Origin of the sequence: Streptomyces sp. MJM8645, assembly GCF_001625365.1 — a bacterium.
Lineage (GTDB): Bacteria > Actinomycetota > Actinomycetes > Streptomycetales > Streptomycetaceae > Kitasatospora.
The window spans coordinates 48,277-71,142 of record NZ_LJJF01000002.1; the positions used below are offsets into that span (position 1 = coordinate 48,277).

Annotated in this window: 22 protein-coding genes, 2 tRNA genes and 1 pseudogene; 15 read left to right on the forward strand and 10 right to left on the reverse strand. The window is 71.2% G+C overall.

Annotated elements, in window-relative coordinates:
* Positions 1-73 precede the first annotated feature (73 nt).
* The gene (locus A6F73_RS31195; RefSeq protein ID WP_063351736.1) at positions 74-544 is read left to right on the forward strand and encodes a hypothetical protein; all 471 of its coding nucleotides are present in this window, start codon (positions 74-76) and stop codon (positions 542-544) included.
* A gap of 370 nt (positions 545-914) precedes the next feature.
* Here the strand turns inward: A6F73_RS31195 and A6F73_RS39705 are convergent, their stop codons facing one another.
* Positions 915-2,426, reverse strand: a complete 1,512-nt coding sequence (locus tag A6F73_RS39705) for an HNH endonuclease (RefSeq protein WP_244293767.1) — start codon at positions 2,424-2,426, stop codon at positions 915-917.
* A gap of 412 nt (positions 2,427-2,838) precedes the next feature.
* A complete protein-coding gene (locus A6F73_RS31210; RefSeq protein ID WP_063351738.1) occupies positions 2,839-3,279 on the reverse strand; it encodes a hypothetical protein in 441 nt (146 codons plus the stop codon).
* Between the two features lie 507 nt (positions 3,280-3,786).
* Here A6F73_RS31210 and A6F73_RS31215 point away from each other — a divergent pair.
* Both A6F73_RS31215 and A6F73_RS31220 read left to right on the forward strand, forming a co-directional pair.
* Entirely contained in the window at positions 3,787-5,217 is a 1,431-nt protein-coding gene (locus A6F73_RS31215) for an alkaline phosphatase family protein (RefSeq protein ID WP_063351739.1), read from the forward strand.
* Between the two features lie 634 nt (positions 5,218-5,851).
* On the forward strand, positions 5,852-6,361 hold the full coding sequence (locus A6F73_RS31220) for a hypothetical protein (RefSeq protein ID WP_063351740.1): 510 nt from the start codon (positions 5,852-5,854) through the stop codon (positions 6,359-6,361).
* A 286-nt stretch (positions 6,362-6,647) separates the two neighbouring features.
* On the opposite strand, the gene A6F73_RS31225 is transcribed toward A6F73_RS31220, so the two are convergent.
* Positions 6,648-6,902 (reverse strand): hypothetical protein, encoded by a 255-nt coding sequence (locus A6F73_RS31225; RefSeq protein WP_159398608.1) that lies wholly within the window; start codon positions 6,900-6,902, stop codon positions 6,648-6,650.
* 337 nt (positions 6,903-7,239) lie between these two features.
* Between A6F73_RS31225 and A6F73_RS31230 the strand changes: the two genes are divergently transcribed.
* The 3 genes from A6F73_RS31230 to A6F73_RS31240 all read left to right on the forward strand — a co-directional run bounded on the left by A6F73_RS31230 (position 7,240) and on the right by A6F73_RS31240 (position 8,604).
* Positions 7,240-7,713 carry a hypothetical protein gene (locus A6F73_RS31230; RefSeq protein WP_159398609.1) on the forward strand — a complete coding sequence of 158 codons (474 nt, stop codon included), beginning with the start codon at positions 7,240-7,242 and terminating at the stop codon, positions 7,711-7,713.
* Positions 7,714-7,795: 82 nt separating this feature from the next.
* The gene (locus A6F73_RS31235) at positions 7,796-8,053 is read left to right on the forward strand and encodes a hypothetical protein (RefSeq protein WP_063351743.1); all 258 of its coding nucleotides are present in this window, start codon (positions 7,796-7,798) and stop codon (positions 8,051-8,053) included.
* Positions 8,054-8,367: 314 nt separating this feature from the next.
* Positions 8,368-8,604 (forward strand): hypothetical protein, encoded by a 237-nt coding sequence (locus tag A6F73_RS31240; RefSeq protein WP_063351744.1) that lies wholly within the window; start codon positions 8,368-8,370, stop codon positions 8,602-8,604.
* On the opposite strand, the gene A6F73_RS31245 is transcribed toward A6F73_RS31240, so the two are convergent.
* The 3 genes from A6F73_RS31245 to A6F73_RS31255 form a co-directional block, all read right to left on the reverse strand.
* Entirely contained in the window at positions 8,598-8,792 is a 195-nt protein-coding gene (locus A6F73_RS31245) for a hypothetical protein (RefSeq protein ID WP_063351745.1), read from the reverse strand. The genes A6F73_RS31240 and A6F73_RS31245 overlap by 7 nt on opposite strands.
* Complete coding sequence (locus A6F73_RS31250) at positions 8,789-8,983, reverse strand: hypothetical protein (RefSeq protein WP_063351746.1); 195 nt, start codon at positions 8,981-8,983, stop codon at positions 8,789-8,791. Before A6F73_RS31250 ends, A6F73_RS31245 begins: the two co-directional genes overlap by 4 nt.
* 952 nt (positions 8,984-9,935) lie before the next feature.
* Complete coding sequence (locus A6F73_RS31255; RefSeq protein ID WP_063351747.1) at positions 9,936-10,415, reverse strand: hypothetical protein; 480 nt, start codon at positions 10,413-10,415, stop codon at positions 9,936-9,938.
* Positions 10,416-10,654: 239 nt separating this feature from the next.
* Here A6F73_RS31255 and A6F73_RS31260 point away from each other — a divergent pair, with 239 nt between their 5' ends.
* Entirely contained in the window at positions 10,655-10,954 is a 300-nt protein-coding gene (locus A6F73_RS31260) for a hypothetical protein (RefSeq protein WP_159398610.1), read from the forward strand.
* A gap of 95 nt (positions 10,955-11,049) precedes the next feature.
* Here A6F73_RS31260 and A6F73_RS44190 read toward each other — a convergent pair whose 3' ends face one another.
* Positions 11,050-11,178 (reverse strand): hypothetical protein, encoded by a 129-nt coding sequence (locus A6F73_RS44190; protein WP_279634962.1) that lies wholly within the window; start codon positions 11,176-11,178, stop codon positions 11,050-11,052.
* A 52-nt stretch (positions 11,179-11,230) separates the two neighbouring features.
* On the opposite strand from A6F73_RS44190, the gene A6F73_RS42320 reads away from it, so the two are divergent.
* Positions 11,231-11,383, forward strand: coding sequence for a hypothetical protein (locus tag A6F73_RS42320; RefSeq protein WP_167745905.1), 153 nt, complete (start codon positions 11,231-11,233; stop codon positions 11,381-11,383).
* Here A6F73_RS42320 and A6F73_RS31265 read toward each other — a convergent pair.
* Positions 11,370-12,110, reverse strand: a complete 741-nt coding sequence (locus tag A6F73_RS31265) for an SDR family oxidoreductase (RefSeq protein ID WP_063351749.1) — start codon at positions 12,108-12,110, stop codon at positions 11,370-11,372. The two genes, A6F73_RS42320 and A6F73_RS31265, sit on opposite strands and share 14 nt — an antisense overlap.
* Before the next feature lie 62 nt (positions 12,111-12,172).
* Complete coding sequence (locus tag A6F73_RS31270; RefSeq protein ID WP_063351750.1) at positions 12,173-13,225, reverse strand: ATP-binding cassette domain-containing protein; 1,053 nt, start codon at positions 13,223-13,225, stop codon at positions 12,173-12,175.
* A 381-nt stretch (positions 13,226-13,606) separates the two neighbouring features.
* Here A6F73_RS31270 and A6F73_RS31275 point away from each other — a divergent pair, with 381 nt between their 5' ends.
* The 5 genes from A6F73_RS31275 (at position 13,607) to A6F73_RS41760 (ending at position 20,240) form a co-directional block, all read left to right on the forward strand.
* On the forward strand, positions 13,607-14,050 hold the full coding sequence (locus A6F73_RS31275) for a pyridoxamine 5'-phosphate oxidase family protein (RefSeq protein ID WP_063351751.1): 444 nt from the start codon (positions 13,607-13,609) through the stop codon (positions 14,048-14,050).
* Between the two features lie 44 nt (positions 14,051-14,094).
* Complete coding sequence (locus tag A6F73_RS31280) at positions 14,095-17,199, forward strand: amino acid adenylation domain-containing protein (RefSeq protein ID WP_063351752.1); 3,105 nt, start codon at positions 14,095-14,097, stop codon at positions 17,197-17,199.
* Positions 17,196-18,434: a cytochrome P450 gene (locus A6F73_RS31285; protein WP_063351753.1), complete on the forward strand. Its 1,239-nt coding sequence runs from the start codon at positions 17,196-17,198 to the stop codon at positions 18,432-18,434. Before A6F73_RS31280 ends, A6F73_RS31285 begins: the two co-directional genes overlap by 4 nt.
* Positions 18,435-18,536: 102 nt before the next feature.
* Positions 18,537-19,826 (forward strand): cytochrome P450, encoded by a 1,290-nt coding sequence (locus A6F73_RS31290; RefSeq protein ID WP_244293769.1) that lies wholly within the window; start codon positions 18,537-18,539, stop codon positions 19,824-19,826.
* A gap of 177 nt (positions 19,827-20,003) precedes the next feature.
* Positions 20,004-20,240 (forward strand): universal stress protein, encoded by a 237-nt coding sequence (locus tag A6F73_RS41760; protein WP_063351754.1) that lies wholly within the window; start codon positions 20,004-20,006, stop codon positions 20,238-20,240.
* A 1,190-nt stretch (positions 20,241-21,430) separates the two neighbouring features.
* Here A6F73_RS41760 and A6F73_RS31305 read toward each other — a convergent pair.
* Positions 21,431-21,700 (reverse strand): annotated as a pseudogene (locus tag A6F73_RS31305) (IS630 family transposase); the annotation flags it as partial.
* Positions 21,701-22,656: 956 nt separating this feature from the next.
* On the opposite strand from A6F73_RS31305, the gene A6F73_RS31310 reads away from it, so the two are divergent.
* Positions 22,657-22,729 (forward strand) — tRNA-OTHER (locus tag A6F73_RS31310).
* Positions 22,729-22,802 (forward strand) — tRNA-Trp (locus tag A6F73_RS31315). The genes A6F73_RS31310 and A6F73_RS31315 overlap by 1 nt, the downstream gene beginning before the upstream one ends.
* Positions 22,803-22,866: the final 64 nt, after the last annotated feature.

Genomic DNA, 22,866 nt, shown 5'->3' on the forward strand with positions numbered 1-22,866 from the left:
GCCTCCCCTCGCGGGGGCGGCCCGCCGCTCGCGGTGGCTCGCGCTCCGTACCTCTCGACGACAGGAACGGCACATGACCGACAAGGCGTTACCCCCGTCCGCGCCGATCTCCGTGCGGCCGAACCCGCTCCTCGGAATGCCCCTCACGGCGGGCGGCCTGCTGATCTCCCTGCCCAAGGCGCTCGACGGCGGCCCCACGGCCCCGGTGTACGCCGCCGCGGCGGTCGTGAGCGCCCTCGCGCCCGCGCTGGTGCTCCTCCTTTCCGTCACCGTCGGCCGCGGCCGGATCACCGTCCGCCGAGGCCTGCACCGCACCTCCGTCCCGCTGGCGGAGCTGCGCTCGGTGACGGCCGAGGCGGACGCCGGCCGGGGGCCGCACACCCTCCGGCTCGAGAGCCACACCGGGGCACACTGCCGGATCCCGCTACTGGCCGTGCGGCGGCGGGACCGGCAGCGACTCGTGGCCGCCCTCGAACGGACGGCTCCACCCGGCGCCGTCCGAGAGGACCAGGCCCTACGCGACCTGCTGGGCCTCCCGGGCTGACAGCGAGGATACGCAGTGGCTCCTCCAGCGGGTCCGACTCTCGGGCTGACCAACGCCGACGCCCCGGCTGCCGCGTGATCCGGCCGTCGAGGCGGGCGGTGGCAGGACGAGTAGCCGCAGCAGCCGTAGGAGTTCGGGGCAGGTGATTGGGTCCTCCAGCTCCATCAGCAGCGCCGGCACACCGTGATCCGGGTGGTACTGGAGGTCGACGACCGTCACCGTTCGGCAGCCCCGTAGCCGTGTGGGCGAGCCGCCCGGTTCTGGCCGTGCAGCCGGCCCCGCATCAAACGAGCCCAGCCGGTCGCTGGCAACGGACAGCTGCGCGGCCATAGCCCGCGAACTCCGCCTCTCCGCAATGGCATAGCGTCCGTCAGCGCCCTCCGCGCGTCTGCCTGACGGGCTGGATGTACCGTGCCCATCGCGCACGGTGCCAGCGAACGTACTCCAGGCCGACGTCATGGCCGGGCTCCGTTTCCAGACGCTGCCGCACTGTGCCGGTCACCGTTTCCACGACGCGCAGGTCGTCGGTCAGGTAGAGGCCGCCCTGGTCGAACTGCGTGTGGCAGTTCGGGCACAGGCACAGGACGTTGCCAGTGTAGTCGGGTCCGCCTTGGCTCAGCGGGCGGATATGAGCACCTTCGCTGATCGTCTGGCGTGGTCCCGGGATTCCCAGGACGCTGCCGCACATCTGGCACTGGTTGCCGTACCAGTCCTTGACGTCCTGAACGACCGCCCCGTCACGCCTGACCCGGCCCTTCCTGTCCCTTACCCCGCTGGCGGGCACCGCGGCGGGCGCGCTGACGGCATGGGGACCACCCGGCGGGAACAGTTCTCCCAGCGGCAGGGCCTGCGACGAGCCGGTCGCGGTCCGGACCTGCCCGCCGATCTCGTCGAGAATGCCGCCGACGAGGTCCAGGGCATCAGGGCAGAGCAATCGGGCCCGATCCCGGCCGGAACGAGCAACCAGGGACCATGCCGCCTCGATGTGGCCGCCGGTGATCACGTCCGTGTCCTCGGCGAGGGCGAGCGCTGCCGCGATCCGGTGGGTGTGGGCGTCCAGTCGGACGAACTGGTCCTCCGGCAGGGACTCCTGGTCGTCGAAGCGAGCAGCGCTGAGCTGGACCGGCCAGAACTTCGCGGCGGCCTCACCCGTCATCGTGAACTGCACCTGTTGGTGCGACAGGCTGTCGTAGATCCGGGCGAGGCCCTCGACGGCCTGGGAAGCCACCGGCACTATCCGGCGGCCGGGGAGCGTGGCGCCGGGGATTACCTCTTTCCGGCGGAAGACCAGGAATCTGCTGGAGGAGGCCGCTTCCGTCTGTGCTCTGTACCTCCAGTCGCCCGCTGGCATCTCCCACAGCACCCCGATCTTGGGGGCCTCCCCCGCCTGGCCGCCCGCGCGCGAACGACGCTGATGTTCGAGGTTGCGGTACTCGTCGCCGTCCCAGGCCGTACGCAACGCGTACGCGAGGGAGTCATCGGAAAACGTCCTCGATGGGCGGTGCTTGACAGGGCTGCCGGTGAGCAGCAGAGAGAAGCCGGTGCCGGGCCGGGTACTCCGGGCGGACCGGCGCCAAGCGGCCCGCAGCCTGTCCGTTGTGGTGATGTCGTGGTGGCTGGTGAGCCGGCGAAAACGGCTGGAGTCCATACCGGCCGCGGCCAGGGCCGTGACCAGTGGAGGCCGGGCGTCGTCGGTCAGGAAGGCTCCCCACACCAGACAAGGCCATTCCATGTGGCCGACCGGCAGGACCGCCGAGGGGGCCACGGCGGCTGCCCACCAGCACAGGGCCGCCGCATAGACGTCCTCGGTGTGGATACCGTCCTGCAGCCCTGCCTGCCGCGCGATATCTCCCAACGGACCGCACATCACCACATCCGACACTGCGCCCTCCCCCTGTCTGCCATGTCACCCGGCCCTGGTGAACATCTATCACCCGTCACCGACAGAAGCCGTCCGGTGGCTGCCTCTCGTCCGGAGGCCCCCGTGGTCCCGGACGGCGACCGCAGCCGGGGACGCATCGGGCCCGGGACAAGGCCGGCGTCGAGCGATCCCCGGAGATCCCAGACGGGCAGCGAGAAGCACCACCAGGCCGACGGCCGACACCGGAGTGCCAAGGAAGGCTCTTGTGTCAGGCCCGGCAGCAGGACTCGCCCAGGTGGCTGTCGATCGCGGCCAGCAGATCCTGAGCCGCTACTCGCACCGCAGGGTCGCTGTCGTGGGTGAGCCTTCGTCAGGGCGGGTCGATGTGGGCCGACGGTTCAGCTCGGCGCGAGTGTGCGCTGGTGGTCCCCGGTCAGCGGCGGCCGGTGGCCAGGATGACGAGGAACTGGCCGCCGCCCGCCTCGATGTCGGCGGTCACCGGCAGCCCCGGCGCCAGTCGGGAGAACCGGTCCACCAGCCAATCCGCCGCTTCCTGGGCGTCCTGCCTGGTCGGACAACGGCCCACCATCTCGCGGCCGCCCTTGCGCTCCAGCCTCGCGGCAACGGTGATCAGCGGCGCGGGTTCGGCCACGTACAGGCGGTCCGGCCAGGCGATGACCACCTTGACCGCGCCCTTGCGGCTGTTGCACGCGCGGTGCGCGAGCCGCTCGGCGACCTTGGCCTTCCGGTCGGCGGTCCGGCTGTCAACGCTGGGCCCCCTGGGATCGTTCACCGACTTGTCGGGGTCGACCGGTTCGTCGCACACCCAGCATCGCCAGCCGTCGCGCTTGGCCACATCATCGAGGAGACTCACCCGGACAAACTAGCCTGCCCGGCCGCCACCCCGCGCACCAGGGCCTCGGCAACCAGGTGACCGTGCCCCGGAGGCCCACCTGTCCCATGCGTTCCAGGAGCTCCGTTCGCTGAACGCTTCCGCGAACTTGTCGTTTCCGGGTCTATCGGGCAGTAGTGACGTCGCTTGTCTTCGGGTCTGGGCGGCACCAACGTGGTCGTCAGATTGATCGCGACCGGGCAGTGGGAGATGGGAGAAGGGCGATGGTCCTCGGCCGGCCCCGCTCGGACCGGGTGATGCACCGCCTGGCCATCGCCGTACGGGCCGCCCCCGCCCGGCGTTCGGACATTCCTTGGGAGCTGCCAGCAGTGGGGTGCGGGGGCGGCTACAGCGCCTGGCGGGTACCTGACATTCCTTGGCTGTTCATCCGTCATCTCCACTGCCTCGGAGCTCCTGGGGGAAAGCCACAGGTAGTCCGGTGCGGTGACATCCCGCACGCGCACCGGCGCGACGGAGAGGGTAGGGCTGATGTCCGGAATAACCCGACGGAGGCTGCTGGGATCGGCGGCCGGCGCGATGGGAGCGGCAGCGGCGATGAGCCTGCTGCCACCGAGTGTCCAGCGGGCGGTAGCGGCGGGGGTGCCGAAGGCCGGTTCGCTGCGGGACGTCGAGCACGTGGTCCTGCTGATGCAGGAGAACCGGTCCTTCGACCACTACTTCGGCACGCTGGCCGGTGTTCGCGGCTTCGCGGACCCGAACGCGCTGCGGCTGGACAACGGGCGCTCGGTGTTCTACCAGCCCGACAGCGTCAACCCGGACGGCTACCTGCTGCCGTTCCACCTGGACACCCGCACCACGAGCGCCCAGGCGATCCCGTCCACCAGCCACTCCTGGTCGGTGCAGCACCGGGCCTGGAACGGCGGGAAGATGGACCGGTGGCTGCCCGCGCACCGGTCCGCCGACGGCGTCAACGGCCCGTACGTGATGGGGTACTACACCCGGGAGGACATCCCCTTCCAGTTCGCCCTGGCCGAGTCGTTCACCATCTGCGACAACTACTTCTGCTCGGTCCAGGGACCGACCTGGCCCAACCGGCTGTACTGGATGACGGGTTCGATCGGAGCCGACGGCGGCCAGGGCGGCCCGATCATCAAGAACTCGGCGCCCGAGCCGCTGACCTGGAAGACCTACCCCGAACAGCTGGAGGCGGCCGGCGTCAGCTGGCAGGTCTACCAGGAAGCCGACAACTACGGCACCAACATGCTCTCGCTCTTCAAGAGCTTCCAGCAGGCCTCGCCCGGCAGCGCACTGCACCGCAAGGGCATGACCGCCCGGCCGGCCGGCACCTTCGAGGACGACGCGCGCAACAACCGGCTTCCCGCCGTCTCCTGGATCCTGCCGACCAGCTACCAGTCCGAGCACCCGGACTACCTGCCCGCCGCCGGTGCCGACTACGTCGCCTCCAAGATCGAGGCGGTCGCGTCGAACCCCGAGGTCTGGGCGAAGACGGTGTTCATCCTCAACTACGACGAGAACGATGGGCTGTTCGACCACGTGCCGCCGCCGGCGCCCCCGGCCGCGACGCCGGGCGAGTTCGTCGGCGGCCTGCCGATCGGCGGCGGCTTCCGAGTGCCGTGCATCATCATCTCGCCCTGGACGGTGGGCGGCTGGGTCGCCGGCGAGGCCTTCGACCACACCTCGGTGCTGCAGTTCCTGGAGCGGTTCACCGGAGTCCGGTCGGCCACCGTCACCGACTGGCGTCGCAACGCCTTCGGGGACCTGACCTCCGCCTTCCAGTTCAACGGCGGCGCGTGCAGGGCCCCGGCGCTGCCCCCGACCGCCGAGCAGCTCGAACTGGCCAAGTACGAGGTGGCGAACTATCCGGCGCCCGCCCTTCCGGGCGCGGGCCAACGGTTCCCCACCCAGGAGCCCGGCGACCGGCCGCACCTGCCCCGATAACACTCAGTAGCACTCGGCGGCCTTCGCCCAGGGCCCGGGCCGAAGGCCGCTGCGCACCGCCGGCCCGGCCGTGTCTCGGGCCGGAGCGGCGACCCAGCCACCGCGACGCTATTGCCGATCGTCAACGTGGCCGCCCGCCCCCGAGAGTGCCGTCCGGGAGGCCCATGTTGAACCCGCGACGGCCACGGCCGCTGGGGGTTCGAACTGCATCGAAGCACTTCGACCGGGTACCGTGCGGTCCTGCGAATCCATACCCTTGTCTTGGGAAAAGAAGTGCAGGATGCACATACTGGATGACCTCACCGGTCTTTCCTCTCGTGCAAAGACTCTGCTTGAACGAACCGGCCGGCGCGATGATCCACAGGATCCCCGGCCCTCCACCGATTTCCGGGAGCAGCGACGCGCCACGTCGTTGGCGCGCATTCATCTAGAGCCGAGGTGAATCCGGCCGACGCCAGGTTGAAGAGGCCGCTGCACGAGCAGCAGCCACAGCAGCCGGACAGCAGATCGCGACAGCCACCGGATGACGACCACTGCTCGACAGAGCTGATTCCACAGAATGTCCGTTAACGGGTCCTTCGACCGCGCCGGAGCGGTAAGTTGACGGCTGCCGACTAGGGAAAGAAGCACCGACGTGACCATCGACCAGGCTGCCCTCGGTAGCGCCGTGAAGGCGGTCGCCGCCGCCGCACACACCGATGACCCCGCTGCGCTGTACCGCGCCGTGATGCCGCCGACGGGCACGGACACGCCCCCGGCCGAGGCCGCCAACTGGTTCGGGACACTCCTCATCCACCTGGCGCTCACCGCGGCGAGCACTTCGCGGCTGGAACAGGGCTGCCCCCGGGAGACCGTCTCGGAATGGATCGAAGAGGCACTGGGCCCGCTGCCCACCCCCGCGCTGCTGCGCGCTGCGGACCCCGGCCACATCGACCACGTCGAGGCGGTCCGCGCCGCAGAGGACTACTCCCAGTGCCGCGAGTATGCCGTCGACCTGATCCGGATCGGCCTGACCGATCCGAATGAAGCACCGGACGCGCGAGGCGTCGATGCCCACTGCACGGTGACGAACGACAAGGACGCGCGGATCACCGTGATGGCGATGCTCGGCCGCCTCGCCGCCGATCCTGGCGAGCGAGGTTGACGGCGCCTCCCCCTTCCGGGTGAGCGGAGTCAGCGGGCGGGAGGATCGGCTTCCACCCGCTGCCGGCGCCGTCAGCACGGCGGCAGGCCGACGCGTTTCAGGGCTGTGTACAGCGCTTCGGCCACGGTGCTGGCGAGACGGCGGTGGGCAGGCAACGCCGGTGGTGTGGCGCGCGGGCAGGTGATCTACCGTCCAGCCCTCGGGGGGACTCCACGTCGTACAGTTCCCCGGCCGTCCGAGGACTTTCAGCAGCACCCCGACCTGGCCGTTGACCATGTTCGTGGGCTCACTCCAGAAGCTGCTTCGACCAGTCACCCCCGAAGCGATAGGCGCGGCCGTCATCGACCTCCTTCATCCCGCCGGGGACAATGTCCCCGTGGTACGGATGCTGTTTCGTCACCGCCGCCAGCAGGAACTCCACGAAGCCACCCTCGAACAGATCCCACTGCCGCATCGAGTCGAACTTGGCAGCGACCGGCCATCGGTCCGGATCCGGGCCCCGCATCAGCCAGAAGAACTGGTCGCCCCCGCGGCGCCCCAACCCCCACACCGTACTCGCACAGGAACGCCTGCAAACGGAACTCCTAAACGAATCTAGGCACTTGGGGTCCCCCACCGAAACATCGCTTCATAGCCGCAAGGTCAGCAAGTTGTACCGGTTGGCCATGACGCGAACAGAGGAACCCGCCGTCGATCAAGATCATTTGGCGCGGGGCAAGCGCAAAAGCTCGCTCGCTCACTGTCCCGTAGCAGGTGATCTTGACCGTTTGCCAAATGATCTTGACGGCCGGTGGGTTTCTATCACTTGATCTTGATCGGTGATACGGAAGGCAGGCCCGCAGGACTGCCCCACCTCAGGCCATGCAAGGATCACGAAGGTGGAAGACAGAGGCGCGTGGAGCACCGGACCGGCAGGCGAGGCGATGGCGGCGGGCAGCGGCTTGCTGTCGATGCTGAGCCAGGCCGCCGTCCCGGAACAGCACGGGCAGATGGTGATCACGCCCCTCGTCTGCCCGTGGTGCGACTGGGACCAGTTCGAAGTGACCGCGGACGAGTGCTTCTGTGAGGGTTGCTGCCTGCCGCTCGGCATAGCGGACGGAGATGTTCACGCAGACGGATCCACCTGGGAACTCGCGGAATCCACTCCTTCACGCCCGCGACTGAGCAACGCCTTCCGCAAGCCAGCCGACATCACGTGCCCAGCCGGGCACGACGTGTTCCAGGCCGCAGTCGCACTCGCCCTCGACGCGGACGGCCAAGTCCGCCGTGTGTCGGTCGGCCTGCGATGTCCGGTCGACGGCACGCTGCGCCTGCACCTCGACAACGCGCAGGTAGTGCCGAGCAAAACCTGACACCGACCTCGCCTGAGGAGCCTGGGCGCGGACGACCGACCGTGGTGATCACCACCGCTCAGCTGACGGGAGAATGAGCCGGGTGACCAACACCCAGCCCCTGCCCCGCGGGATCAGCGCCCTGATCCACGACGCCCGCGCCAAGGCCACGCCCGGCGAGCGGGCCGCCCCCCAGCTCCTGCACCTGCGCGAGGCGACCGTCCCCGTGCCGGTGCTCGCCGCAGCCGTCGAGCTGATCGCCCCGCAGCTGGACGACCCCGACCCGGCCACCCGCGAAGCCGCCGGCGCCGTCCTCGTCCGCCTGCTCACCGCCATCGAGGACGCCGCACCCGGCCGGTAGCCAGCCGACCGGGCCGGAGGTCCCAACACTGTCCCAGCCCGGGCGTGAAAGCGCTCCTACCAGGGAAACGGCCTGGGACCATACTGGCGAATCAGGCAAAGCGGACTGTCAGGTTCCGGACAGTGCAAGAACTGTCCGGAAGACGATCGCCAGTCCGTCAGGCGTGCCCATGACCTGCGCCGTCACAGAAACACCACACCGCTTCCGGTCGAAATTGGTCTCGACCATTGCCTCGCCTTCACATTCGGAGGAGGCTCCTCGGCGAAGCGCAGGGGCACGGGCCCCGGCGCTCACCATTGGGAGGAAGACCACTCATGTCTCTTCGCAAGGCATTCTCCGCTGTGGCCGTGGCCGGGGTCGTGGCCGGCGGCGCCCTGATCGCCGCCCCGACCGCCCAGGCGTCCACCTACACCTACATCGGCATATACCCGACCGCCGCCGCCTGCCACGCGGCCGGCCAGGCGTATGTGAACAGCCACCAGGCCATCGTCTACTTCTGCGACACCACCACCGAGACCGGCCCGGCACGGCTCTCCGTAGTCCTCTACTGAGCCGCCGGAACGCACTTGATGGTGGGCCGCCGGTCGTGCGGCCCACCATCATCACTGAACGCCTCGCCGACGCCCAGCAGGGAACCGGCACCGTACTGGAGGCCGCGGCGGTCGGCGGGATCGCCACCCAGGCCGTCGCCGACGGCCGACAGCACCAACCCACCGCTGGTGAGCTTGCGGGCGCTCACCGACCGCCGTCCTGGGGGTGGGGGCCGAGAGCGGCTGCGGCCAGGGCCTGCACGGCCGGCGCCCAACGGGCGATCAGGTCCATCACATCGGGCAGCTCTGCGGCGTAGGCGGTGAGGATGGTGCCGTCCCGGTTGCCGCTCAGGTCGATCGCGAAGCGGGGCACCGTGCGGTAGCGGCGATAGACCGTCATCTCCAGCGGAAGCTCCTCTCCTGCTGAGTGCGCAGTGGGGTAGGCGTGGCGCTCCGGCCGGCCCGGATTGGTCCACTCAGGCAGTCGCAGAAGACCCCCCGGAAGCGTGACAGTTCCGCGAACGGCTCGCACTGCCCGCCCTGTTCCACCAGACTCACCCAGACTCACCATCACGGTCTTCGCGTCAAATCCCGTTCCTCTTGGTCGAGTTCAGGACCACGCGAAGGCCGCACCGCCGTCCCGGGAACACCCGGACGAGTGATCACCCGGCCCACCTGTTCGAAGCCGGACGATACATCACAAGCTGAGCGTCGGCTTGAGCTGGAGGCGGAGTCGCACTCCTCGTGTTTCTGGTGGCAGGACCAGCAACGACCGACGCCCACCAGGGTGACAGCCCCTCACGGCCCGGTCAGCCGCCGGTACCCACCATGGCCGCCTCGACGCGTCGGGCCGGACGGAGGACGGCCGCCGGGCGGCGTACGGGTCCGGCAGCGTGCGCCGTTCGAACTCTGTGTCGAGCCCGGCGACGATCCGCCCCAACTCGCAGCGGGCGCGCGGTAGCAGGGCGGGGAGCATCGCCTCGATCTCGTCGCGCGCGCCGAGGACGTCGTGGCAGGGGCAGTCCGGCAGGGGCACGTACAGCCACCGGCCGGGCTGGCGCAGGAATTCCTCGTACTGGCCAAGCGCCCTGCTCAGGTACCCGGGCTCGAAGCGCCGGGCTTCGAGGCGTCGTACGGCGGCCTGGGCGTTGCGCCGCAGGCCTCGGATCTGGCTGAACGGTCGGGGCTGCGAGCCCCGGGCGTACCGCGTCTAGGCGCGCAGGGCGCCGGGCGGCCTACGCGGCATCGCCCTTTCTGAGGGAGGTCATGGGCTCACCCTGCCATGCCGCGTGCCGACGCGCTCCCGGGTTTCCCGGCCGGGAAGCCCGGGAGCGTGGACTGCGGGCTACGGGCTACGGGTTGGGGATGCTGCAGTTGCTGTCCTGTGGGCCCGCCAGGGAGGCGCCGTTGGAGTAGTCGTGCTGGGTGCTGTAGGCGGGGCAGATCTGGTCGAGCGACGCGATGGCCGTCCAGATGTCCGGGGAAGTGGCGTGGATGTTGACGTAGCCGTAGACGTCCTTGCTGCTCTGGTCCCCGATGGTCGCCTGGCCGGCGTAGCCGTTGCTCGCCATCAGGTACACCTTGACCTGGGAGCCGTTTCCCTGGAAGCCGCCGGACCACTGGAAGTGGGCGATCGCCGTCTGGCTACAGCTGTCGTACTGCTGCTCGACCTGGCCGACGTAGACGCCGTTGTTGTAGATGTTGCCCGGGAGGCCCTGGTCGCTCACCCCGCAGGCGAGACGCGGGGCCGGGGCGGCCGAGGCGGCGGTGCTCATCGTGAGCGCGGCGGTCGCCGCGAGGGTGACCGTGGCGACGGCGTGGCGAATACGCATTGGGTGTTCCCCCTGGGTCGGTCCCACGGCCGGAGCGGCCGGGGTTCGAGGGGAGCGTAGGCAGGCGCCGAGGAGGCGACGTAGGCGCGTTCAGGCCAAAACCCTTAGTTGGGGCACCAGTTGAGAGGGATTTGCCACCCCGCCGGCGGACGGATGACGGGAGTTGGGATCCCCGCCACCCGCCCGTCGCGTAGCCCTACGCCCCGGCGGGACGGGTGAAACCGTAGGAGCGCTCGACCTTGGCGACGAGGGGGGAGCAGGCGGGCCCGGACGGCTGGCGCCCGGGCGTGGGAGCGGCGCTGGCGATCTTTCCCCCGGCTGCTCTGGTGGTCCTGGTCGGCACGTCGGCCGCCGGGGTCCGCTCGGCGGTGGCGGACCTGCGGCTGGCCGGCGAGGAGAACCCGGCCGTCGTCGAGATGCTGTCCGACGTCCCGGCCAGGGTCGCCAAGCTGGAGGACCTGGAGGACGAAGGCCCGGGCGCCGACGTGTGGTGGTCGATCGCCGACCTCGAAGCCGGACCGGGCCCGTGGTGGAGCTGACCGACACCGGGGACCGGCTCCTGCAGATCACCGACACCCACCCCGCCCTCGCCTACCGCCGCCCCTGACCCGCCATGCCGCCCGGCGCGGCGGGTTCACGGCAGCGGGGTGGCCAGCAGCGGCTGGTCACCCTGCGGGCCGGGGCCCAGGCACCGGGCGGTGCCGGCGCGGATCGCCACGCGCAGGGTGCCGGCCGAGTCGGGGACGGTCGAGTGCAGCACCACCTGGGACTTCGTGGCCCGGATCTCGACCAGCTGGCGGAGGGGTCCACCTCGGGTGACGGCCCCCGGCCCGGCCGTCGAGGGCGCCGGCCTCATCGTGGCACGCGGCTTCGTCGAGGCGGTGAACGGCGAACCGACCGTCGAACCCGCCCCCGGCGGCGGCACCGCCTACGCCCTCGGCCTCGCCGAGCCGGTCAGACCTGGTTGAGGCCGCCGTCGACGAAGAGTTCGGCTCCGGTGGTGAAGGAGCTCTGGTCCGAGGCGAGGAAGAGGGCCGCGGCGGCGACCTCGTCGGGGCGTCCGATCCGGCCCAGCGGAATCCTGGCGACGAGCTCGTCCAGCGCGGGCGCCTGCTCCGCGCGCAGACTGCGGATGGCGGGAGTCTCGATCGGGCCGGGGCTGATGGCGTTGACCCGGATGCCGCGGCCCGCGAGCTCGGCGGCCCACGTGCGGACGAGGTTGCGGTCGGCGGCCTTGGTGGCGCTGTAGACGCTCATCGCCTGGACGCCCGTCGACGCGTTGGTGGAGGCGAGCACGATCACCGAGGCGCCGTCCGGCAACAGGGGCAGCGCCTTCTGGACGGTGAAGACCACCCCCCTGACGTTGATGTCGAAGGTCCTGTCGTAGTGCTCCTCGGTGATCTTCCCGAGCGGGGCGAGCTCGCCGACGCCGGCATTGGCCACCACGACGTCCAGCCGTCCGCTGCGTGCCTCGATCGCCGCGAAGAGCCGGTCGAGGTCGTCGAGATTCGACACATCGCTCTGGACGCCGATGGCCCGTTCGCCGATGGCTTCCACGGCCTCGTCCAGCTCGGCCTTGCGCCGGCCGGTGAGGTAGACGGTGGCACCTTCGGCGGCGAACCGACGGACGACGGCGAGACCGATCCCGGCCGAGCCCCCGGTCACCAGGGCGACCTTCCCATCCAGCTGTCCCATGGTTTCCACTCCCTTGACCATCACTGCTTCGACCATCGCTGCTTCGACCATCGCTGGAGTTACTACTTCCGGTGGGAGCGCCGAAGCCCCCGCCGGGAATTCCCACGGGCGTTCCGTGTCCACCGGCGCCGCCCGGCCCCGGAAGCCGGCCGGGGCGGCTTTCCCAGCTCGTTCTCCTCGGCCGCGTGGCCGGTGAGGAAGAGGAAGACGTCGTCGAGGGTGGGCCTGCGCAGGCCGATGTCGTCGATGAGGACGCCCAGCCCGTCCAGCTCGCGGATGACGTCGGCGAGCACCCTGGCGCCCCCGCCCACCGGCACGAGGATTCGCCGGGTGTGCTGCTCCACGCTGAGCGGGCCCCCACCGTACGGGGCGAGCGCCGCGACGGCCGCACCGATCTGCTCGCGGTCGTGGACCACCACCTCCACCCGCTCGCCGCCGGTCCTGGTCTTGAGGTCGTCGGCGGATCCGCGTGCGATCACCCGGCCGTGGTCGACCACGACGATGTCGTGCGCCAGCCGGTCGGCCTCCTCCAGGTACTGGGTGGTGAGCAGCAGGGTGGTGCCCTCCGCGGCCAGCATCTCGACGACCTCCCACAGCGCCAGCCGGTTGCGCGGGTCCAGACCGGTGGTGGGCTCATCGAGGAACATCACCGGGGGCCGCACCACCAGCGCGGCCGCCAGGTCGAGCCGGCGGCGCATGCCACCGGAGTAGGTCCTGGCCGGCCGGTCGGCCGCCTCGGCGAGGTCGAACCACTCCAGCAGCTCCCGGGCGCGCGCCTTGGCGTCCCTGCTCCGCATCTGGTAGAGCTCGCCGACCATCTGGAGGTTCTCCCGGCCGGTGAGGTACTCGTCGACCGCCGCGTACTGGCCGCAGAGGCCCAGCAGGCTGCGGACCCGGCCGGGGTGCTTGAGCACGTCCACCCCCGCCACGTGGGCGCTGCCCGCGTCGGGCCGCACCAGGGTGGTGAGCACCCGTACCGTGGTGCTCTTGCCGGCGCCGTTGGGGCCGAGCAGGCCCAGCACCGTCCCCTCCGGCACGTCCAGGTCGACCCCGTCCAGGGCCCGTACGTCGCCGAAGTCCTTCACCAGGCCCTCGGCCCGGATGGCCGCCCTCATGTGCCTCTCCTTCTCCTGGAACCAGCCGGGAACCACCTGACGGCCGACACTGGCAGGATCCCCCCGGAGCGCCCGTCGTGCGCTTCGGCGGGGGATCGGAGGCACCGCGTGCGCGGCCGCCGGGATGCGGGCCACCCGGGTGTGGTGGAAATGTGGAGGAGAGAGCCCGGCCCTGCCCTGGCCGCCCCACCGGGTTCCCGAAGGCCGTGTGCACCGGACGAGAAGGACCGAGGACCCGCACAGACCTGCGGCGGTCACACGCCGGCCGCCCGGAGGCCCCCGCCGGCTCACCCTCCCTTGCGCGAATCGATACCGGATGCGTCTCCTGCCGATACCGGATGCGTCTCCTGCCGAATCGAGGCGGTACCAGTGGATCTCAGGATGTCGGTCGAAGCCCGGGAGGCGTTCCTCGCCGGCCCGCACGTGGGAATCCTGGGGGTGGACGACGCGCGCGACGGCGGCGGACCGCTGCTCGTCCCGCTCTGGTACTCCTACCGGCCCGGCGGGCTGGTGACGATCCAGACCGGACGGACGACGCTGAAGGCCCGGCTCATCCGCAGCGCGGGCCGGTTCAGCCTCTGCGCGCAGGTCGAGTCGGCGCCCTACCGCTACGTCAGCGTGGAGGGGCCGGTGGTGGCCGTCGAGGACCCGCTGCCGTCGGCCGCACGCGAGGAGCTGGCCCGCCGGTATCTGGACGCGGACACGGCGGCGGCGTACCTGGACGCCAACCGGCGGCAGCTGGCCGACGACGTCCTCATCCGCATGAGGCCCGAGAGATGGCGGACCGCCGACTTCGCCGCCTTCGCCAAGGAGTTCGAACCCTAGCTTCCCGCGCGCGGTCCGTGTGCGGCAGAGAGCGTGACGTCCCGATGAACACCCGAGCAACGACGCATCAGGAGGCGGCCGAGCACGCCGCGGCGGTGCCGTATCCACGCGATCGCTGCCTCCACGAGCTGTTCGACGCCCGGGCGGTGCACCGCCCGCGGGCCATCGCCTCCGTACAGCACGGCCTCGGCATCAGCTACGGCGAACTCAAGCTCCGCTCCGACGCGGTGGCGGCCCGGCTGCACGACTCCGGCGTGCGGTACGGCGACACGGTCGGGGTGTGCGGGGCCCGCTCTCCGGAGGCGCTGGTCGCGTTCCTGGGCATCCTCAAGACCGGTGCGGCCTACGTCCCGCTCGACGACGCCTCACCACCCGCGCGTCTGCAGGCGATGGCCGAGGACGCGGGGGTGCACACCGTCGTCACGCTGCCCGGCAGCTCCCGCCGCATCCGGCGCGTGCGTTCCCGCATCGACCTGGGTGGCCTGGCTCCGAGCGCCCCGGCCACCCCGACCGCCCCGGCCGCGGTGCCGCAGGCCCGGGTGCTCCCCGCGGACTGCGCCTACGTGATGTTCACCTCCGGCTCGACCGGCCGCCCCAAACCCGTGGCGATCCCGCACCGCGGCATCGTCCGGCTGGCCGCCTCCGACCTGGTCCGGCAGCGGCCGCGGCCCGGTGAGCGGGTGCTGCACGCCTACGGCCTCTCCTCGGACGCCTCCACGATCGAGATCTGGCCCGCGCTGCTCGCCGGCGCCTGCATCGTGATCGCCGACCAGGAGGAACTGCTGTCGCCGACCGCCCTGGAATCGCTGCTGCTCTCCGAGCGGGTCAGCATCGCCTACCTGACCACCGGGGTGTTCCACCACATCGCGCGCACCAGGCCCTCGGCGCTGCGGTCCCTGCGGTTCGCCTCGGCCGGAGGCGAGGCGATGGACGCGGAACTGGCCCGCGCGATACTGGCGGCCTGCCCGGACACCACCGTGGTCAACTTCTACGGCCCGACCGAGAACAGCGTGGTGTCCACCGCACACGCGCTGCACGACCTGCCCCCCGAGGCGACGGCCGTGCCGATCGGCCTCCCCCTGGAGAACTCCACCTGTCACGTGCTGCGCCCGGACGGCACGCTCGCCGACACCGGTGAGGAGGGCGAGCTCCTCGTCGGCGGGGACGGGCTCGCCCTGGGGTACCTCGGCGACCCCGGGCTGACCGCCGAGCGCTTCGTCGACGACCTCGTCGAGCCCGGTACGCGCCTCTACCGCACCGGTGACCGCGTGGTCCGGCACCCGGACGGCGTACTGGAGTACCGGGCCCGGGTGGACCGGCAGATCAAACTGCGCGGGCACCGCATCGAGCCGGACGAGGTGGAGGCGCGGCTGCGGGCGGACGACGCGGTGGGCGAGGCCGTCGTCGAACGGGAGGGCGACGCCCTGATCGGGTACGTGACCCCGGCCCGCCCCGGCCAGGCACTGACCCTGGACCGCATCCGCAGCGCTCTCGCCACCTGGCTGCCCGCGGCCGCGGTGCCCGCGCGACTGGTGGAACTCGCGCGGTTCCCGGTGACGGCCGGGGGCAAGGTCGACCGCGCCCGGCTGCGCAGGCTGACGGCGACCGAGGAGGCTGCCGTCCCGGCGGCGGTGAACGGCACCGCGTTCGGCCCGCAGGACACGGTGGCCCGGATCTGGCAGGTGGTGCTGGGTGTGCACCCGGCGCCGGGCGACAGCTTCTTCGACATCGGCGGCGACTCCCTGCTGGCAGCCGAGGCCGTCACCCGTGCGCTGGCCGCCTTCGGCCTCGACGCCCGGCACGGCCGCACCCTCGTCCACAGCCTGCTGCGCTCCCCGACACTGGAGGACTTCACCGCCGCCGTCGTCGCCGTCCAGGGCCCGCCCGGCAGGGTGAACGCCGACGCGGGCCCGGTGGACTTCCGCGCCGAGGCACGGCTGGGCTTCACCCTCCCGCAACCGCGCGGGCCGGAGCCGGACTGGCACCACCCCGCGGAGGTGCTACTCACCGGCGCCTCCGGCTTCGTCGGCGCCTTCCTCCTGGACGCGCTGCTGCGCCGCACCGACGCCCGGGTGTGCTGCCCGGTGCGGAGCCGGGCCCCCGCCCACGCCAGGCAGAAGGTGATGCGCAACCTCGCCCGCTTCGGCCTCGCCACCCCCGAAGCCGCCGACCGCATCGTGTGCCTCCCCGCCGACCTCGCCGAACCCGGCCTCGGACTGGAACCGGGCCGCGCCGACGAACTCGCCGACACCGTCGACCTGGTGATCCACTCGGCCGCGCAGGTCAACTTCATCTATCCGTACGACGCGCTGCGCCGCACCAACGTGGAAGGCACCAGGGAGCTCATCCGACTGGCGGCCGGGCGCCGGGTGCCGGTGCACTTCCTCTCCACCATCGCGGTGCTCGCCGGCTTCGGAACCGCCGGCGTACGGCACGTCGACGAGGACCTGCCGCTCGACCACGCCGACGGGCTCACCATGGGCTACGCCGAGAGCAAGTGGGTCGCCGAGGAGGTGCTGCGCGACGCCGCGGACCAGGACCAGGGCCTGCCGGTGGCGGTCTACCGTCCGTACGAGATCACCGGCGACCGGCACACCGGCGCGTGCAACACCGACACCGCGATCTGCTCGCTGTTCAAGACCATCAGCGAGACCGGGCTCGCCCCCGACATCCGGCTACCGCTGGACTTCGTCCCGGTGGACTTCCTCTCCGACGCCCTGGTGCACATCGCCACCACCCACCGCGCCACCCGCCGGACCTACCACATGACCAACCCCCGCGCCGCGAGCCTGTGCGACATGCTCGACCGGATGGACAGGGCCGGCCACCGGATCTCCCGGCTCCCCTACGAGGAGTGGGTGGGCGAGCTCGTCCGCCACGTCGCGCAGCACCCCACGAGCCCCACGGCCCCGTTCGTCTCGCTGTGCGTGGACCGCTGCAAGCAGGCCGACATGTCCGTCAAGGAGATGTACTTCGAGGGCACCTTCCCCACCGTCGGGCGGGCCAACGTCGAGCACGACCTGGCCACCTCGGGCCTGCACTGCCCTCCCGTCGACGCGGAGCTGCTGGACCGCTACCTGGAGTACTTCTACACCACCGGTTACATCGAACGCCCCTGCCCCCGCCACCCGGAAGGGGCGCGGGCATGAGCGCACGGCCGCCCGGTGCGCGGGGGGCCGGCGCCGAGCCGGACGTCCTGGACTTCCCGCTCCCGCCGCCGGGCACCATGGGGCCGCCCGAGGAGTCCGCGCGGCTGCGCGAGAACTGCCCCCTGGCCAGGGTCAGGCTGCCGATGGACGCGACCGCCTGGTACGCCACCCGGCACGAGGACGTCCGGATGCTCTTCGCGGACCCCCGGCTGATCAGGCCGACCATCAACGACTGGCCGCCACGTCCCGGGCAACCCGCGGACGACGGGCCGCGCCTGGTCACGATCGCCGAACTCGACGGCCCCCGGCACGCGGCCCTGCGCCGGGCGTTGGCCGAACCGTTCAGCTCCCGGGCCGTGCGCGACCACCTGCCGCGCATCCGCGGGCTGGCCGGGCGACTGCTGCGGGCGTTCGAGGACAACGGCCCGCCCGGCGACCTGGTCGCCGGCTTCACCGACCCCTTCCCCCTGCTCGTGCTCTGCGACCTGGTGGGCATCCCCTTCGAGGACCGGGACCGGTTCCTCCCGGTGCTGGACGCGGCCCTCGGCGGCATGGTGACCTCGCAGGAGGGCCGCCGGGTCACCGGCCTGCTGCGCGAGTACGTCGCCGCACTGATCGCCCGGAAGCGGGACCGGCCCGGCGACGACGTCCTGACCCGGCTGGTCCGCCGGTGCGACGACGGCGAGCTGACCCACGACGACGTGATGGCCTTCGGGCTGTCCATGCTCACCGTCGGCTTCGGCATCAGCAGCTTCTTCCTGGCCGACACCGCGCACACCCTGCTCGACCGGCCGGGCCTGTGGGCCCGCCTGCGCGACGACCGGGAGCTGATGCCCGGCGCGGTGGAGGAGTTCCTGCGCTACATGCCGGTGATGAACGGCACCGTGATCCTCCTGGCGACCGAGGACATCGAACTGCACGGGCGCACGATCCGCGAGGGCGACGCCGTCATTCCCGTACCGGCCTCCGCCAACCGCGACGAGCGGGTGTTCGCCGACGCCGACCGGCTCGACCTGGAGCGGGCCGGCGCGACCACGGGCCGCGGGGGCCACCTCGCCTTCGGACGAGGAGGCCACAACTGCCTCGGCGCCCACCTGGCCCGCGCCGAACTGTCCGCGGGAGTCGAGGCGTTGTTCGACCACTTCCCGCGGCTGCGCCTCGCCGAAGGACAGGAACCCGCCTGGGACGACGAATCCGTGACCAAGTCACCGCTGACCCTCCCGGTCAGCTGGTGAGACCCGACCGGCCACCTCGCACGCGATCACCTCACACCCGGCCACCTCACACCCGGCCACCTCGTACGCGATCACCTCGTACGCGACCAGGGAGCACCGCCAGTGAGCAGCTCACCGCCGCAACCCGCCGCCGACCCGCCCGCCATCGACCTGCCCCTGCCGCCGCCGGGCACCATGGGCCCGCCCACGCAGTACGGGTGGCTGCGCCGGGAGTGCCCGCTCGCGGAGGTCCGGCTGCCGATCGGCGCCACCGCCTGGTACGCCACCCGCTACGAGGACGTCCGGGACCTGATCGCGGACCCCCGGCTGATCCGGCCGACCATCAACGACTGGCCTCCCCGACCTGACCGGGCCGCCGACGACGAGCCGGGCCTGATCACGATGATGGAACTGAACGGCCCCCGCCACGAGGCCCTGCGCCGCGCTCTGGCCGAACCGTTCAGCGTCCGTTCCGTCCGGCACCGGCTGCCCCGACTGCGCCGGTCGGCCGATGGGCTGCTGGACGACTTCACGGCCGCCGGGCAGCCCGGCGACCTGGTCGGCGGCTTCCTGGAGCCCTTCCCGCTGCTGGCCATGTGCGAGCTGGCGGGCATCCCCTACGAGGACCGCGAGTACTTCCTGCCCAGGGCGGACGCCGCCCTCGGGGCGATGGTCACCCTGGACGAGGGCCGCGAGGTCACCTCCGAACTGCGCGAGTACATCGCGTCACTGCTCGACCGCAAGCGGCGCGAGCCCGCCGACGACGTCCTCACCGGGCTGGTCCACGCGTGCGGGCCCGGCACCCTGGACAGGGAGAGCGTGGTGACCTTCGGGCTCTCGATGCTGGTCGCCGGCTACCGCACGAGCACCATGTTCCTGGCCGACGCCGTGGTGGCCCTGCTGACCGCGCCCGACCGATACGCCCGGCTCCGCGACGACCGCGGCCTCCTACCCGGCGCGGTGGAGGAACTCCTGCGGTACATACCGGTCATGAACGGCGTCGTGATCCTCCAGGCCGTCGAGGACATCGAGTTGCACAACCGCAGGATCCGCGCGGGCGACGCCGTTCTGCCCGTCCTCGCCTCGGCCAACCGCGACGAACGGGTGTTCACCGACGCCGACCGGCTCGACCTGTGCCGGGCGGAGAACCCGCACCTCACCTTCGGCCGGGGTGCGCACAACTGCATCGGCGCGCACCTGGCCCGGGCCCAGATGGCCGTGGGACTGGAAGCCCTGCTCGACCGCTTCCCGCGACTGCGCCTCGCCGAAGGACAGGAACCCGCCTGGGACGACGAATCCCCGAGCAAGTCACCGCTCACCCTCCCCGTCAGCTGGCACGCCATCACCGCCGCCGCTCAAGGGGTCGGCGATCCACCGGAACGACCACGAAGCCACCGGCCCCCGCCGCCGTGAGGACACCGCCGAGCGTTGCGCTCACCGCCGCGCGCCGGGAGGAAGAGCCCTCCTGCCGGGCCGGCAGAGACCTTGGACGACCGCTCCGCGGGGAGCGCGCGTACGGAGTGCGTTGGGAAGGCGGCCCCGGGCGTCAGGAAGGCGTCAAGGACGGGCGGGCCGCGGCGGGCCCGGCGGTTGGGTGGAGGGCGACGCACCAGGCCGGCGGACCTGCTGGTCCTCGGCCAGAGCGGCGGACCGCTGCGCCGCCGGCTGCGGGGCTCGGTGCCGGCGTACTGCGCACGGAGGGCGGGCTGCCCGGCGCTGACCGTCCGGGTGCCCGAGCTGCTGCACGAGCTGGAGGCCATGAACCGGCGTACCCGGTGGCACCTGCCGGTCGGCGAGATGTCCGAACTCCTCTTCGTGAAAGGTTAGTTCGCGGTACGGAGGTGCCCGGAAGGGTCCGCCAGCCGACCGCCGACAACCGGACCCTCGACGAACGACTCAAAGCCGCCCGCTCCAACCTCCGCTTCCAGGATCGCCGCGTCGCCGATCTCGACGCCCAACTCCTCGACCCACTCGTCGGAAGTAGCCCAGCAACACCCCGGCGGAGGGATCCGATCACCCATCAGGTGACCGGGTCCCTCCGCCGGGACCAGAGCGATCGACGGTTGGCCAGCCGGACCGCCCGACTCAAGACGGCTTCTGCATGGGCGTGTTCCCAGGCAAGGCTCGGTCGTTCGGGCCGTCGTCGGCAATACGCGCAATCAGGATCACTGCAGACGCCTTCACGCCATTCGTCGCACACCACGCACAGCACTGCGTCAAACCGTTCGCAACAGTCCTGCCTGGTGTCGCACCGCAGGCATGATCCGGACTCCGGCCGGACGGCGGAGGGGCGCTTACGAGGCATCCCCCTGTCCGAGGGTCAGCATCTCCGCATCCACCATGGCTGAGAAGGATCGCCATAGGAGTCCACGATCGTGCGGGACCGGTAGACCTCGTCAAGCGGATGTACCAGCCGCCGGAGCTCCCGCGACGCACCTGTCGGCAGCCCGCACAGGGCCTGCTCCAGCATCTCTCGGGGATGGGCGTCAGTGGGACAGCACGCTTCAACTCCGCAGCCACGGACCTGTGGATCTGTCAGCCTACGGGCGGGCCCGTGAACGGTGCCGACCCACCGAGCCATCGCGTCGGCGATGGCCCCTGGCCACAAATGTGAATCCTCGAACGTGGCAATCTCGCTCTGTGTACGCGCCGAGACCCCAGAAACGATCTTCCTACCGTGTTCCGGGCGGAGCCTGCGCGACAACTTGGCACGCACCTGGCCTGGCTGTCTACGCGCCATAGGCCTTTCGTTGGTTCGTCATGGACGACATCCTCCCAGAGTGAGGCCACTCCGATCAATGCGGTTCCGACCGTCCGGCCTGTCCGCTGCATGAGGGGCAGAACGCCGGGTGCTGAGCGCCTGCGGGCGCGGGCCTGATGGCCCGCGCCCGCACGGCATCCGGGGTGGGTCCGCTGTGTCCTGGGCCGGCGCCCCGCGCCGGAGCAGCTGGCGCCAGATCCGGTGGCAGGGCCGAGCGGGTGCCGGCTCGGGACCGGGGCCGGGTGCGTGGGTTGTTCTAGTGTCCTGCGCCGGAGATCCGTCGGCAGAATCGGGCGAGGGATTCGAGGATCTCGTCGGCGGTCTTGGTCCAAGTGAACGGTGTGGGGTCTTCGTTCCAGTTCTTGACCCAGATGCGGATGTCTCGCTCGAGGGCCTGGACGTTCCTGTGGGCTCCGCGGCGGATCATCTGGTCGGTGAGGAAACCGAACCAGCGTTCCACCTGGTTGATCCACGAGGATCCGGTCGGGGTGAAGTGCATGTGGAACCTGGGATGTTGGGCCAGCCATCGCACAGGGCGGCATCGGCGTCGTCGGCCAGTGTCGTGGCGATGTGGGACAGCTCTTCGCGGCGTTGCGCGTGGGCCTGCCGGACCAGGTGCGTGGCCCACAGTCTCCTGCGCCCGTCGGCGACTCCGGCCGTCTCGTTGAACAGTGCGCACAGCCCGTACCAGCACACGGAGTCGTTGTCGTCCTCCGCCAGGTGCAGGAGGCCTCCACAACTCGCTGCTCCGTGTGCTCGGGATCGGCCAGGTCGGGCAGCGCGGCGGCGACCGAGAAACGTACCGGCTGCGCCGGGTGAGTCTGGTGACCCAGTACCAGGTCCTGGGCCTGACGGGCGCAGTGGTAGCCGAGCGCGGAGATCATCCACCCCAGGACTCCTGCGTCGGGCTCGTCACCCATCTCGGCCAGGACGACATCGATGGTCTCCGTGGTGAACGGCCGGCGGCCATCGGCATCGTACGGGCCCAGCTCGCGCAGGACCCGTGCCCCCCAGCTCCCGTTCCACGGCACCGTCGCAGCTCAGCAGGTGCGCCGCACGGTCAAAGACTGCCCGGGCCGGACGGTTGTGCAGCGCGACCAGGAAGGGCAGGCCCCGCTCGTCATCGACATCCGCACCGACCTCGGCCAGCGCCCCCGCGAACAGCTCGTCCGTCGCTGCGTCGACTTCACTGATCCCCACGAAGCTTCCCCCCGCTCTCACCGCCCGCAGCAGCCCCCTGCCTGCCTCTCGCCGAGGGCTATCCTCACAGAAGCCGCTGGCGACACGCAGCCGGCGCGGCGCGGCCGGGTCAAGTGCCTCCACTTCTCACCGCACCCAGAGAGCTCGGGGGCAAAAACCGTAACGGGTGGCAAGGCGGGGCCGTACGCACAGGGTGAGGGCCGCGGTTACGGGTGCGCTCGAAAACCTGGTGACCGACGGCCGTTCCGTAGGGCAGGATCGGACCTGCGGCCGGGAGGCCGCCAGCCCGTAGCTCAGTAGCCAGAGCGCCGTCCTGCAAGGCGGTGGTCGCCGGTGCGAGTCCGGCCGGGCATTACGGGTGTAGCTCAACTGGCCAGAGCAGCCGTCTCCAAAATGGCAGGCTGGGGGTTCAAGTCCCTCCACCCGTGCGGCAAGTGCGGCTTCGGCAAGCCGTTCAGGCCCGCCCCTCGACCCGGGGCGGGCCTTCCCCGT